At 71.0% G+C, this 12,748-nt stretch carries 13 protein-coding genes; 7 read left to right on the forward strand and 6 right to left on the reverse strand.

Translation table 11 applies throughout. The features are described from left to right. The 3 genes from VN520_RS33945 to zapE all read right to left on the reverse strand — a co-directional run. A partial coding sequence (locus tag VN520_RS33945) for an alkaline phosphatase PhoX (protein WP_325750791.1) occupies positions 1–277 on the reverse strand: 277 nt, incomplete at its 3' end. 133 nt (positions 278–410) lie between these two features. Beyond that, positions 411–836, reverse strand: a complete 426-nt coding sequence (locus VN520_RS33950; protein ID WP_325750792.1) for an OsmC family protein — start codon at positions 834–836, stop codon at positions 411–413. 81 nt (positions 837–917) lie between these two features. After that, positions 918–2,057, reverse strand: a complete 1,140-nt coding sequence (gene zapE, locus VN520_RS33955) for a cell division protein ZapE (protein WP_325750793.1) — start codon at positions 2,055–2,057, stop codon at positions 918–920. Between the two features lie 118 nt (positions 2,058–2,175). Here zapE and VN520_RS33960 point away from each other — a divergent pair, with 118 nt between their 5' ends. The 4 genes from VN520_RS33960 (at position 2,176) to msrB (ending at position 5,420) form a co-directional block, all read left to right on the forward strand. Continuing rightward, positions 2,176–2,952, forward strand: a complete 777-nt coding sequence (locus tag VN520_RS33960) for a pyrimidine reductase family protein (protein WP_325750794.1) — start codon at positions 2,176–2,178, stop codon at positions 2,950–2,952. A gap of 157 nt (positions 2,953–3,109) precedes the next feature. Beyond that, complete coding sequence (locus VN520_RS33965; RefSeq protein WP_325750795.1) at positions 3,110–3,562, forward strand: indole-3-glycerol phosphate synthase; 453 nt, start codon at positions 3,110–3,112, stop codon at positions 3,560–3,562. Positions 3,563–3,607: 45 nt separating this feature from the next. Then, a complete protein-coding gene (gene murC / locus VN520_RS33970) occupies positions 3,608–5,002 on the forward strand; it encodes a UDP-N-acetylmuramate--L-alanine ligase (RefSeq protein ID WP_325750796.1) in 1,395 nt (464 codons plus the stop codon). A gap of 10 nt (positions 5,003–5,012) precedes the next feature. Next, the gene (gene msrB, locus VN520_RS33975) at positions 5,013–5,420 is read left to right on the forward strand and encodes a peptide-methionine (R)-S-oxide reductase MsrB (protein ID WP_325750797.1); all 408 of its coding nucleotides are present in this window, start codon (positions 5,013–5,015) and stop codon (positions 5,418–5,420) included. A 110-nt stretch (positions 5,421–5,530) separates the two neighbouring features. Here the strand turns inward: msrB and VN520_RS33980 are convergent, their stop codons facing one another. The 3 genes from VN520_RS33980 to VN520_RS33990 form a co-directional block, all read right to left on the reverse strand. After that, positions 5,531–7,702, reverse strand: coding sequence for an MMPL family transporter (locus VN520_RS33980; RefSeq protein WP_325750798.1), 2,172 nt, complete (start codon positions 7,700–7,702; stop codon positions 5,531–5,533). 40 nt (positions 7,703–7,742) lie between these two features. Further along, positions 7,743–8,291, reverse strand: coding sequence for a TetR/AcrR family transcriptional regulator (locus VN520_RS33985; RefSeq protein ID WP_325750799.1), 549 nt, complete (start codon positions 8,289–8,291; stop codon positions 7,743–7,745). Between the two features lie 295 nt (positions 8,292–8,586). Then, a complete protein-coding gene (locus VN520_RS33990) occupies positions 8,587–9,063 on the reverse strand; it encodes a hypothetical protein (RefSeq protein ID WP_325750800.1) in 477 nt (158 codons plus the stop codon). Between the two features lie 504 nt (positions 9,064–9,567). Between VN520_RS33990 and VN520_RS33995 the strand changes: the two genes are divergently transcribed. The 3 genes from VN520_RS33995 to VN520_RS34005 are packed head-to-tail and all read left to right on the forward strand — an operon-like array spanning position 9,568 to position 12,738. Then, on the forward strand, positions 9,568–11,418 hold the full coding sequence (locus tag VN520_RS33995) for a phage tail sheath C-terminal domain-containing protein (RefSeq protein WP_325750801.1): 1,851 nt from the start codon (positions 9,568–9,570) through the stop codon (positions 11,416–11,418). Between the two features lie 28 nt (positions 11,419–11,446). Beyond that, positions 11,447–11,971: a phage tail protein gene (locus tag VN520_RS34000; RefSeq protein ID WP_069169413.1), complete on the forward strand. Its 525-nt coding sequence runs from the start codon at positions 11,447–11,449 to the stop codon at positions 11,969–11,971. Between the two features lie 8 nt (positions 11,972–11,979). Then, positions 11,980–12,738 (forward strand): hypothetical protein, encoded by a 759-nt coding sequence (locus VN520_RS34005; protein WP_325750802.1) that lies wholly within the window; start codon positions 11,980–11,982, stop codon positions 12,736–12,738. The last annotated feature ends 10 nt before the right edge of the window (positions 12,739–12,748 follow it).

Raw genomic sequence — 12,748 nt, forward strand, 5'->3', positions numbered from 1 at the left:
AGGCGGCCATCCCGTCGTGGTTGCCGGGAACCAGGCCCTCGCCGGAGCGGAGCGGGTCGCCCTCCCGGGAGAGCACCCGATAGCGGAAACCTTTCGGCAGGTCGAGCAGGCCGTCCGGGTCCGGCAGGAGAGGGCCGTAGCCGCTGTGGCCCCGGGCCTCCGCGGTGCCGGCGAAGAGTTCGGTGAAGGCCCCGGTGAAGGCGACCGACGCGGCGGTGGCGGCGCTGCCGGCCAGGACCTGTCGTCGTGTCGCGAGGTGTCGAGGTGCGGATGACATGAGGCAACTCCCTGTTGGCGGACAGGTGAAGTGACCCGCATGTGTGTACCACGCGTCGTGACGCACGGGAACCACGCGGACCGAGGTGCCCCCTGTGTCCCCGGGGCAGGAGAGGCCCCGGGGACGAGCGGGATCAGCCCAGCGACGCGGTGAGCGTGATGGTGGTGCCGGTGAGCGCCTGGCTGACCGGGCAGTTCGCCTTGGCGTCCTCGGCGGCCTTCACGAAGCCGGCCTCGTCCAGGCCGGGAACCGTGCCCTGCACCGTGAGGTGGATACCGGTGATGCCGGTGCCGGGCTGGAAGGTGACCTCGGCCTGGGTGTTCAGCTCGGTGGGCGGGGTGCCCGCCGTGGCCAGGCCGTTGGAGAGGGCCATCGAGAAGCAGCTGGAGTGCGCGGCCGCGATGAGCTCCTCCGGGCTGGTCCTGCCGTTCGCCTTCTCCGCGCGGGACGGCCAGGAGACCGGGAACTCCCCGACCCCGGAGGAGTCGAAGGTGACGACGCCCTTGCCCTCGAGCAGGTTGCCTTCCCAGACCGTGTGCGCCTGACGCGTGGTAGCCATGGTGGATCCCTTCAAACGGTGTGCGCGGTCAACGGACGTCCCCGGCACCCGGAGGCGCCGTACGTCCTTCAGTCCCCGAACCTACTGCCCCACCAGTCCCTTTGCGTCACGGGCCAGCGCGGTCAGCCGCGAGATGGCCCGGAAGTACTTCTTCCGGTACCCGCCGTTCAGCATCTCGTCACTGAAAAGCCGGTCGAAGGGGAGTCCGGAGGCCAGCACCGGGACCTCGCGGTCGTACAGCCGGTCCGCGAGCACCACCAGACGCAGTGCCGTCGACTGGTCGGGCACCGGCTGCACACCGGTGAGACAGACCGCCGTGAGCCCGTCCGTCAGTGCGCCGTACCGGCTCGGGTGGACCCGGGCGAGGTGGTCGAGCAGGGCCGGGAAATCGTCGAGCGAAGCGCCCGGAGTCGCGTACGCGGCCCTGGTGACCTGATCGTCGGAGTACGGGGGCGGCGCCTCGGGCAGTCCCCGGTGGCGGTAGTCCTCGCCGTCGATGCGCAGCGGCCGGAAGTGCGCGGACAGACCCTGGATCTCCCGGAGGAAGTCGGCCGCCGCGAACCGGCCCTCGCCGAGCTTGCCCGGGAGCGTGTTCGACGTGGCGGCGAGCGCGACGCCCGCTTCGACGAGCCTGCTGAGCAGGGACGACACCAGGACGGTGTCGCCCGGGTCGTCCAGTTCGAATTCGTCGATGCAGAGCAGCCGGTGTCCGCTCAGGGTCTGCACGGTCTGCTGGAAGCCCAGCGCGCCGACGAGGTTCGTCAGCTCGACGAAGGTTCCGAAGGCCTTGAGCGAGGGTGCGGCCGGGGTGGCGTGCCAGAGGGAGGCCAGCAGGTGCGTCTTGCCGACGCCGTATCCGCCGTCGAGGTACACCCCGCGCGGGCCGGTGGGCGCGGCCTGCTTCTTTCCGAACCGCCCGCCCGTCGCCCGCCACCACCCTCCGAAGGAGGCGCTTCGCGCTTTTCCTGTCCTGCCCGAGCCCGTGGCGTGCGCCCCGCCGAGCCCGGCGGCGAACGAGCTGAGGACCTCGACCGCCTCGCTCTGGCTCGGCTGGTCCGGGTCGGGCACGTACGTATCGAAGCGCACCGAGTCGAAGCGCGGCGGCGGCACCATCTCCGCGACCAGACGGTCGGCGGGGACGCGCGGTTCGAGGGCGCACAGGGACTGCGGAGACGTTTCGGCTATGGGGCTCTGCCCCGGCCGGGCTGTGGAGGACGACACAACGCTCCACCTTAGACCGTCCGGCCCACGGCGGGCGGATGTGCGGGCCCGGCCCCGCGACGCCGCCCACTCCGCCATGTGCCGGACGGCCCTGAGGGCCCGTGCCAGACTGCTGGGCATGCGACGCCTGCTCCCTGTGACGGACCCGACAACCCCAGCCCCGGCCCCGGCCGCCGACCGCGAGTGGACGCTCGACGAGCTGGCCGACGCCTACGCCCATCCCGGCGGTGGGCGTCCCTGGCTCCGCGCCAACATGGTCTCCACCCTGGACGGAGCCGCCCAGCACGACGGCCGCTCCCAGGGCATCTCGTGCCCCGCCGACATGCGGATCTTCGGCACCCTGCGCGGCCTGGCCGACGCGGTCGTCGTCGGGGCCGAGACGGTGCGCCTGGAGGGCTACCGGCCCGCGCGGGCCCGCGAGGCCTTCGCCGCCCGGCGTGAGGCGGCCGGGCAGGGGCCGGCCCCGGCCGTCGCGGTCGTCAGCGCGAGCCTGGACCTGGACTTCTCGCTCCCGCTCTTCGTCTCGCCGCTGGTCCCGACCTTCGTGATCACCGGGGCGGCGGCGCCCTCGGACCGGGTGCACGCCGCGCGGGAGGCGGGGGCCGAGGTGCTGTTCGCCGGGGAAGGCGCCACCGTCGACCCGGCACGCGCGCTCGCGGAACTGGCCGGGCGGGGGCTCACCCGGCTCCTCACCGAGGGCGGGCCGCGTCTGCTGGGCCAGTTCGTGGCGGCCGGGGTGCTGGACGAACTCTGCCTGACCCTGTCCCCGCTGCTCACTGCCGGAGACGCGCAGCGCATCGCGGGCGGACCCGCCATCCCTGTGCCGGAACGTTTCTCCCTCGTCTCGCTCCTGGAGGAGGCAGGATTCCTCTTCACTCGGTACGGGAAGACCTGACACATAGCGGAATCAACCATTCCGGTTAGTTCGGGGTGGGCACACTTGGTCTCGCTACCCCGTGCAATTGCGGGGAAGGATGGTTTCAGCAGCAGCGGCCCCCCTGCGGCCGACGAGATGAAGCGGAAGGGCGCCTGCCGTGTTCACAAGCGTTTTGATGATCGAGAAGCCCCTCACCCCCCAGGACGTGGAATTCGTCACCACTCTCCACGGTGAGGAGCGGATCTCGTTCGTCGTCCTGATGCAGCCCCGCACCGACCAGGCCGACGTGCTGCTGCGCGCGATCGACGACGTGGCGATCGGCGAGCTCCGGGAGGCGGTCCGCGAAGGGGAGCGGCCGGAGGGCGAGGACGCCAGGGAGCCCGCCGAGATGGCTCTGGAGTACTCGCTCCGGGAGCTGCGCGAGGCGGGCTCGGAGGCCGTCGGACAGGTGGTGGAGGACCACCCCCTGGACAAGCTGAAGACCGTGGTCGACGACTCGGGGGCCGACGAGGTCATCGTGCTGACGGCGCCGCACTACGTCGAGGAGTTCTTCCACCGCGACTGGGCGTCCAGGGCCCGCCACAAGGTCGGCGTACCGGTGCTCAAGCTCTTCGCGCACAGCGAATAGGCTGGGGCGGACCCAGAACCACGTCGCACCTCGGGAGAGACACGTATGGCACCCGGTATTCCTGCCGCCCTGGAACGGCCGCACTTCATCGGCATCGGCGGCGCCGGAATGTCGGGCATCGCGAAGATCCTCGCCCAGCGCGGCGCGAAGGTGGCGGGCAGCGATGCCAGGGAGTCCGCCACCGCCGACGCGCTCCGTGCGCTCGGAGCGAGCGTCCACATCGGGCACGCCGCAGCCCACCTGGCCGACGACGCGACCTCCGTGGTCGTCTCCAGCGCCATCCGCGCCGACAACCCCGAGCTGGTCCGCGCCGCCGAGCTGGGCATCCCCGTCGTGCACCGCTCCGACGCGCTCGCCTCCCTGATGGGCGGCCTGCGTTCCATCGCGGTCGCCGGCACGCACGGCAAGACCACCACCACGTCGATGCTCGCCGTCGCCCTGTCCGAGCTCGCCCTCGACCCCTCGTACGCCATCGGCGGCGACCTGGAGGGCCCCGGCACCAACGCCCGGCACGGCGAGGGCGACATCTTCGTCGCCGAGGCGGACGAGAGCGACCGCAGCTTCCAGAAGTACGACCCCCAGGTCGCGATCGTCCTCAACGTCGAGCTGGACCACCACGCGAACTACGCGTCGATGGACGAGATCTACGAATCCTTCGAGACCTTCGTCGGCAAGGTCGTCCCCGGCGGCACCCTGGTCATCGCCGCCGACCAGCCCGGCGCCGTCGAGCTGACCCGCCGGGTCCGAGAGCTCTCCTCCCTCACCGTCGTCACCTACGGCGAGTCCGAGGGCGCGGACGTACGCGTCCACAAGGTCACCCCGCGCGGCCTGACCAGCGAGGTCACGGTCGTGCTCAACGGCAGGTACCTCACCTTCACGGTCTCCGTGCCCGGCCGCCACTACGCGCACAACGCGGTGGCCGCGCTCGCCGCCGGTGTCGCCCTCGGCATCCCCGCGCACAACCTGGCCTCCGCCATCGGCAAGTACACCGGGGTCAAGCGCCGCCTCCAGCTCAAGGGCGAGGCGGCCGGCGTCCAGGTCATCGACTCGTACGCGCACCACCCCACGGAGATGACCGCCGACCTGGAAGCCATGCGCGGCGCGGCGACCGGGTCCCGCCTCCTGGTCGTCTTCCAGCCGCACCTCTTCTCCCGCACCCAGGAGCTCGGCACCGAGATGGGCCAGGCCCTCGCTCTCGCCGACGCCTCGCTGGTCCTGGACATCTACCCGGCCAGGGAGGACCCGGTCCCGGGCGTCACGAGCGCACTGATCATCGACGCCGCGAAGGCCGCGGGCGCCGATGTCGCGGCGGTCCACGACAAGGCGGCGGTCCCCGCCGCCGTCGCGGGAATGGCGAAGCCCGGCGATCTGGTTCTCACCATGGGAGCGGGCGATGTCACCGACCTCGGCCCGCAGATCCTGGACCACCTGTCGAGCTGAGGGAGCCACCGTGCCGTACGACGTCGAGAAGCCGGACGAGCAGTGGCGGGCAGAACTGACGCCCGCCGAGTACGCGGTGCTGCGCAAGGCCGGCACCGAGCCCGCCTTCGTGGGCGAGTACACCGACACCACGACGGCGGGAGTCTATTCCTGCCGGGCGTGCGGAGCGGAACTGTTCCGCTCCGACACCAAGTTCGAGTCGCACTGCGGCTGGCCGTCCTTCTACGACCCGAAGGACACCGACGCGGTCGAACTCCTGCAGGACAACAGCCTCGGCATGGCCCGTACCGAGGTGCGCTGCGCCCGCTGCGGCTCGCACCTGGGGCATGTCTTCGAGGGCGAGGGCTATCCGACGCCCACGGACCAGCGGTACTGCATCAACTCGATCTCGCTGGCACTGACGCCGGACGAGAGCTGAGCCGGCCGGCGCGACGGCGCCGGTGCCGGCGGAACGGCCCGCCAGGAGTTCGTCTCCCGGCGGGCCGTTCGTCTCGTGGAGCGGCCCTCAGGCCGGACGCACGGGCGTGCTCACGTCTTCACGAGCCCGGACGCCTGCTGCTGTACCGGAATCTCCCGCTGCAGCCGCTCGCCCTCGATGTCGAGGTCGGGCAGCACCCGGTCGACCGGGCGCGGCAGCCACCAGGCGGCGCGTCCCAGAAGGTGCATGACCGCCGGCACGAGGGCCATACGGACGACGAAGGCGTCGATGAGCACGCCGATCGCCAGGGCGAAGCCGATGGACTTGATGATCGGGTCGGGCATGAACACGAAGCCGCCGAAGACAGCCGTCATGATCACCGCCGCGGCCGTGACCACGCGTGCGTTGTGGCCGACACCGCTGATGACGGACTCGCGGGCGTCCGAGCCGTGGACGAAGTCCTCCCGCATCCGCGAGACGAGGAAGACCTCGTAGTCCATGGCCAGCCCGAAGAGGATGCCGATCAGGAGGATGGGCAGGAAGCTGACCAGCGGTCCGGGGGTGTCGAGGCCGACCAGGTCCGTCAGATGGCCCTCCTGGAAGATCGCGACGGTGATCCCGAAGGTGGCACCGATGGTCAGCAGGAAGCCCAGCGCCGCCTTGAGGGGTACCAGGACCGACCGGAAGACGAGCATCAGCAGCAGGACGGACAGTCCGACCACCAGCAGGAGATAGACCGGCAGGGCGGCGGCGAGCTTCTCGGATACGTCGATACCGACCGCGGTGGCGCCGGTCAGCGCGATGGACGCACCCTTGACGTCCTCCACCCGGTCACGGATCTCGTTGACCGTGTCCTCCGTCGCGGCGGCGGTGGGACCGGTTTCGGGGATCACGGCCAGGAGGGCGGTGGTGCCCTTCTCGTTCAGCTGCGGGGCGGCGACGGCCAGCACTCCGTCGGTCTTCATGATGAGCGCGGCGGTCTCCTTGACCGCCGCGCCGGTCGCCTGTGCGGTGCCGCCGGACACGACGGCGACCAGCCGGCCGTTGAAACCCTCGCCGAACCCTTCGGTGGTCAGGTCGTAGGCCTCGCGGTTGGGCGTCCCGACCGCCTCGGTGCTCGCGTCGGGCAGGGCCAGACGCATGTCCTGCACGGGCAGGGCGAGCGCACCCAGGCCGGCCACCCCGAGGACGAGGACGGGAACGCGCAGCCGTGCCACGATCCGGCCCCAGCGGAAGCCGAAGCCCTCCTCGGCCTTCACCGGAGCGGAGGCGGGCGTCCGGTCCTGGGTCCGCTGCTTGCGGGGAAGGACGCGGGGGCCCGCGAAGCCGAGGACGGCCGGCAGCAGGGTGAGGGACACCAGCACCGCCAGGGCGACCGTGGCCGCGGCCGCCAGACCCATGACCGTCAGGAAAGGCACGCCGGCGACGGTGAGCCCGGCCAGTGCGATGACGACGGTGGCCCCCGCGAAGACGACGGCCGAACCGGCGGTCCCGGCCGCCCGGCCGGCCGCCTCCTCCCCGTCCATGCCCTCCGAGAGGTAGTGGCGGTAGCGGGAGGTGATGAAGAGCGCGTAGTCGATGCCGACGGCCAGGCCCAGCATGAGCGCCAGGATGGGCGCGGTGCTGGTCAGCTCCACGGTGCTGCTGAGGGCGAACAGCCCGGCCATCCCGGCCCCCACGCCGACCAGGGCGTTCAGCAAGGTCATGCCCGCCGCCACCAGGGAACCGAAGGTGAGGACGAGCACGAGGGCGGCGACGGCCACACCGATGATCTCGGTGGAACCGATCTCCGGAACGCCCCGCATGATCTCGCCGCCGTGCTCGACGCGCAGATCCGCCACGGACGCGCCCGCCTCGGTGAACGCCTCCCGCTGTGCGTCGGTGATGCCGTCGGCACCCGACTCGAACTGCACCTGGATCAGGGCGTAACGGCCGTCCTGCGACACCGCCTTGGAGACGAAGGGGTCGACGGCGGCGAGGACCCCGGGGACCTCGGCGGCCTCCGCGGTCACGGGAGCCACAGCCGAGGGCGTGAGCTTCCCGCCCTCGGGCGCGGCGACGACTATGGTCCCCGTCGCGCCGCCGGCCTGCGGGAATTCCCGGGCGAGCGAGTCCAGGGCCTTCTGCGATTCGGTGCCCGGTATCGAGAACTTGCTGGTGGTGGGACCGCTGAAGGCTGCCGCGCCCCCTCCGAGCAGGGCGAGCAGCAGGAGCCAGAGGGCGAGGACACGCCCTCGTCGGCGGAAGGACAGCCGGCCGAGCCGGTACAGCAGGATTGCCATGCGAAAGAGGCGTCTTTCTCTTCGGTCTGGACGACTTCTGTCAGCCGGTCGTATGCCCGAGAATTCTCAGCGACCCCTGGACCAGTTCGGTGCGCATCGTGGCGGGTGGGGCGTCCACGTCGGCGGCGACCGTGACGGCCACGCCACCGATCACCATCTGCGCCCGGACGCGCGCACGCGGCTCCTCGGACCGGCCCGCCAGCGCCGCCGCGAGCTGGTCGACCGCCCGGGGGATGACGGCCAGCACTGGATGACCGAGCATGTCGGGCAGCTCGGCGAAGATGATCTTTATTTCCAGGTGGAAGCGCATCGCGAGGCCGACGTAACCCGTGACGGCCGTTTCGACGGCCTGGTCGCCGTCCAGGTCCGCCAGCTCCTCGATCATGGCGGAGAGGCTCCGGGCCGGCGGAGTCAGCAGCTCGGTGAGGATCGCGTCCTTGCCGGCGAAGTGGTACAGCAGGGACGCCTTGGAGCAGTGCGCCTCGACCGCGATGTCGTGCAGCGAGGCTCCCTTGAAACCGTGTTCGGCGAAGAGACGCAGCGCGGAGTCGAGAATCTGACGGCGCATCGCGGAAGGCGGACGTGGCATGGGTTCACCGTAGCTGACCGATCGGTCAGCCCTGACCGGTCGGTCAGGGAATTCCGGTGACGCGCATCACCATGCTCCATGGGGCCACCGTGCGGGTGGGACGCGGGCGGCCGGCCCGCACGACGGCGGGGAGACGGAAGACGGCCCCCCGCCTCGGTCGGAGAGCCGTCTGTGTATGCCGTCCCGGACGTGGGTGACGGCCGGCGGTGATGTCGTGGGCGTCAGGCGCGGCACGGGGCCGGGAGGGTCCGGGCGCTGTTTCCCGGCCGGGACGTCCCGGCGGAGGGCGGGGCGGTCAGCCCTCGTCGGACCCGGACTCCGCGGCAGCCTCGGCCCGCAGCAAGGGGTGCACCACTCCGGGGAACACCCGGGCCCGCACGACCTCCTCGGCCGCACCGCCCTGCACCACGGTCTCGGCCACGCCCCACGGGCGCCCCGCCAGGCGGACGGTCAGCGTGTACGAGGAAGGGCAGCCCGTGCACTCGTACCGGTCCGCCCAGAGCTCCACGTCCGTGACGCTGCCCGGGTAACGCTTCACATGCCGGTGCCGGGCGTGGCAGCGGTCGCACGTCTCGCCCGGCTCGCACGTGCCGCCGCACGGGCACGGCACGTCCAGCGACTGCGCGGGGAGCCACCGCTGGACGAGCACGGCGTCACGGGTCGCACCCATGTCCTTCATCGCCTTCAGGTTCCGCGCGGCGACGTTGTACGACTCGCCGGTCGCGGCCATCCGGTCCCGGATCACGTCCTTGCGTCCGCGGTTCGTCGTCATGTGTTCCTCCTGGGTGTACGCAGCCCGCCAGGAGGCCCACGAGATCGTCCTCCCTACGGTACCTGCCGCTCCGCCCCCGCGGTCCCGGTGCCGGCCGCACGGCCCGCGTGGACGCACGGCGGCGCGCCGCCGTCGAGCCGATTCGGCTTGTTTCTCCCATCGGCTCCGGGTTTTCTGTGAAGCGGCGGTGAACTGAATCTTCATAAGCCGATGGGAAAATACTCTGACCATGTCGAATCATTAATTGCCGATCCGGCCAGGCGGCATCCCCGGATGACCGAATCGCTGTCTTGACCGGTTCTCGCGGCGCGATACACACTCGCAAGGCACTCATGCATCAGGAGCCACCGGCGCACACGGATGCGGATGGCCCTGCGAGACCGGATATCGCACGGGGTGAACGACGGGGGATACACACGGGGGACGTGTGTGCATATTCGACGTATGCGCGCAGTCCTTCACCTCTCCTCTCATCTCTTGGTGCGCGAAGGGAATGGAGGGGGAATGCCGACGCACATGGGCTATCCCGGTGTTTACATCGAAGAACTCCCCGGCAGCGTCCGTACGATCGCCTCGGTCACCACCTCGGTGGCCGCGTTCGTCGGGCACACGCGCCGGGGGCCGCTCAACCAGCCGGTACGGGTCACCAGCTTCGCGGACTTCGAGCGCCGGTTCGGCGGACTCACCTCGCAGAGCGCCCTCAGCTACGCGGTGCACCAGTTCTTCGGCAACGGCGGCACGCTCGCGGTGATCGTCCGTGTGGCCAGGGCCGGCACGGGGGAGGACGCCTGCGTCACGCTCCTGTCCACGGAGGGGCGCAGCCGGTGCCCGGTGCTGGAGGTGCGTGCGAAGGAGCCCGGAACATGGGGCTCGGGCCTGCGGGTGGCCGTCGATCACGACACCGCCGCGACGGACAGGACGTTCAACCTCCACATCCTCGACGCCCGCGGCGGGGCCCGGGAGTCCTTCACCGGTCTGTCGATGGACGCCGGCCACGGCCGCTTCGTCGAGACGGTGGTCAACGCGGGTTCCTCGCTCGTGCGGGTCACGTCCCTCGACGAGGACCGGCCGGACCCGTCCGGCACGGTCTCCAAGCCCTTCGCGGCGGAACTGCCCGGTCTGGACGTCGAGCTGAAGGTCAAGATCGGCGACGTGGAGCGCGAGTTCACGCTCTTCGAGCCCGGCCGCGACGGCGAGCCGCCGGGCAGCGTCACCGAACTGGCCCTCCTGCTGGAGCGCAAACTGCGCGCACTGCCCGACGCCCCCGGACGGCACGCCTTCGCCGGGGCCGAGGTCACCGCCTTCGGCCGGCGGCTCCAGGTCGTCGCCGGGTCCGTCGATCCGGACGACGTGGTCCGCTTCATCGGCGAGTGCGCCAACGACCTGGGACTGGAGGCCTCGGTCAACCCGCCCGTCTTCCCGCTGGCGGGCGGCAAGGACGGAGACCCGCCCGGCCCACGGGACCTCGTCGGCAGCGAAGGGGACAAGACCGGTGTCCAGGCGCTGCGGGACGTGGACGACGTCAACCTGCTGGTACTGCCGGAGCTGTCGGCTTACGAGTCCACCGAGGACATGCTCACCGTCCTGTCGGCGGCCGGACAGCTCTGCCAGGAGCGGCGGATCTTCCTGCTCGTCGATTCCCCTTCGGCATGGGGCAGCGTCGACGCGGCGCGGGCCGGGATCGGCGCGTTCGAACCCGTACGCAGCAACCACGCCGGGCTGTACTTCCCGCATCTGCAGATGACCGACCCGCTGACCGGACGGCTGCGCTCCTTCCCGCCGTCGGGAGCCGTCGCCGGTGTGATGGCCCGCATCGACGGCGAGCGCGGGGTGTGGAAGGCGCCGGCCGGGACCGAGGCGCGCCTCGCCGGAGTCCGGTCGCTCTCGGTCAAGCTGACCGACCGGGAGAACGGGCTGCTCAGCCCGCTGGGCGTGAACTGCCTGCGCACCTTCCCCGTGGTGGGGCCGCTGGTCTGGGGCGCCCGCACGCTGGAGGGCGCGGACGCCCTCGGCAGCGAGTGGAAGTACGTGCCGGTACGACGCCTCGCCCTGCACGTCGAGGAGAGCCTCCACCGCGGCCTGCAGTGGGTCGTCTTCGAACCCAACGACGAACAGCTGTGGCAGCAGATCCGGCTCAAGGCGTCGGCCTACCTCAACGACCTGTTCAGACAGGGCGCGTTCAAGGGCGGCACACCACGCGAGGCGTACTTCGTGAAGTGCGACAAGGACACCACGACCGCCGCCGACATCGAACGCGGTGTGGTCAACGTCGTGATCGGCATCGCGCCGGTCAAACCGGCGGAGTTCGTGATCGTCAGGATCCAGCAGTTCGCCGGACAGTTCGACCTCTCGTAGTCAAGGAAAAGGAACACGAAGGAAACCGATGGCTGAGTTCCAGATAAACGCCCATCGATTCGACCCCTACAAGAATTTCAAGTTCCTGGTCCTCTGGGACGGTCGGACGGTCGCGGGCATCAGCAAGATCAGTCCCCTGAAGCGCACCACCGAGGTGGTCAAACACCGCCACGGCGGTGATCCGAGTTCACCGCGGAAGTCGCCGGGCCGCTCCGAGTTCGAGGGCGTCACCCTCGAACGCGGCGTCACCCACGATCCCGAATTCGACCGCTGGGCCAACAAGGTCTGGCAGGTGGGCGCCGGGCTCGGCTCGGAGGTCTCGCTCCGGGACTTCCGCAAGGACATCATCATCCAGGTGCTCAACGAAGCCGGGCAGGTGGCCGTCTCGCACAAGCTCTACCGGGCCTGGGTCAGCGAGTACCAGGTCGTCGGCGAGCTCGACGCGAACGCCAACGCCGTCGCCATCCAGAGCGTCAAGCTGGAGTGCGAGGGCTGGGAGCGCGACTACGAGATCCCGGAACCGGTCGAGCCGTCGTTCACCCACCCGGCCTGAACGGCGCCGTGATCCCCGGAACGGCCCCGGTGGGGCCCGCCGAACTGCTGGCCGCCTGGGAGGCCGGGCTGGCTCTGGGCGCGGCGGAGAAGTCGCTGCTGCTGCACCGGGCGGCCCGCCCGGAGGCCGGTACCGACGCGTTGCTGTCGGTACCGGTCGGCGAGCGGGAAGCCGATCTGTTCGCGCTGCGCCGGTCGCTCTTCGGCGAGCGGATGCAGGTGCGGACCGAGTGCGGTGCCTGCGGCGAGGCCATGGAGTTCGACCTCGACGCCGGTGCGCTGGGCGCACGTCCGGCGGCCGTGGACCGGCCGCTGCGGGTGGCCGAGGACGACTGGGTGGTCGAGTTCAGGCTGCCCACCGTCGCCGACCTCGCGGCGGCCGGAGCCGCCGGCTCTCCCGCCGGGGCGCGCCGGCGGCTGGTGACGGACTGCACGGTACGGGCGCTGCGGGGCGGCGAGCCCGTCGCCCCGGAACAGCTGGCGGCTCTGCTGCCCGACCGGGTGGAGCGGCTCATCGCCGAGAAGGCCGCCGAGGCCGACCCGGCGGCCGAGGTGACGCTGAACGTGGCGTGCCCGGACTGCGGCGAAGCCACCCCGGCGGAGCTGGACATCACCTCCTACCTGTGGACCGAACTGGACAGCTGGGCACGGGACCTGCTCCTCGACGTCCATCTGCTGGCCACCGCCTACGGGTGGAGCGAGCCCGACATCCTGGCGCTCAGCCCCCTCCGGCGCCGTTACTACCTGGAGCTGTGCACCGATGGCTGACTACTTCGAC

It is taken from the genome of Streptomyces sp., assembly GCF_035563135.1.
In the GTDB taxonomy this organism is placed as follows: domain Bacteria; phylum Actinomycetota; class Actinomycetes; order Streptomycetales; family Streptomycetaceae; genus Streptomyces.

What these genes read in the sequence shown, in the direction of transcription:
- VN520_RS33950 (WP_325750792.1), bottom strand. Translation starts at nt 836, where the DNA reads ATGGCTACCACGCGTCAGGCGCACACGGTCTGGGAAGGCAACCTGCTC.
- VN520_RS34000 (WP_069169413.1), top strand. Translation starts at nt 11,447, where the DNA reads ATGGCTGAGTTCCAGATAAACGCCCATCGATTCGACCCCTACAAGAAT.
- VN520_RS33995 (WP_325750801.1), top strand. Translation starts at nt 9,568, where the DNA reads ATGCCGACGCACATGGGCTATCCCGGTGTTTACATCGAAGAACTCCCC.
- VN520_RS33960 (WP_325750794.1), top strand. Translation starts at nt 2,176, where the DNA reads ATGCGACGCCTGCTCCCTGTGACGGACCCGACAACCCCAGCCCCGGCC.
- VN520_RS33980 (WP_325750798.1), bottom strand. Translation starts at nt 7,702, where the DNA reads ATGGCAATCCTGCTGTACCGGCTCGGCCGGCTGTCCTTCCGCCGACGA.
- VN520_RS33985 (WP_325750799.1), bottom strand. Translation starts at nt 8,291, where the DNA reads ATGCCACGTCCGCCTTCCGCGATGCGCCGTCAGATTCTCGACTCCGCG.
- VN520_RS33990 (WP_325750800.1), bottom strand. Translation starts at nt 9,063, where the DNA reads ATGACGACGAACCGCGGACGCAAGGACGTGATCCGGGACCGGATGGCC.
- murC (WP_325750796.1), top strand. Translation starts at nt 3,608, where the DNA reads ATGGCACCCGGTATTCCTGCCGCCCTGGAACGGCCGCACTTCATCGGC.
- VN520_RS33965 (WP_325750795.1), top strand. Translation starts at nt 3,110, where the DNA reads ATGATCGAGAAGCCCCTCACCCCCCAGGACGTGGAATTCGTCACCACT.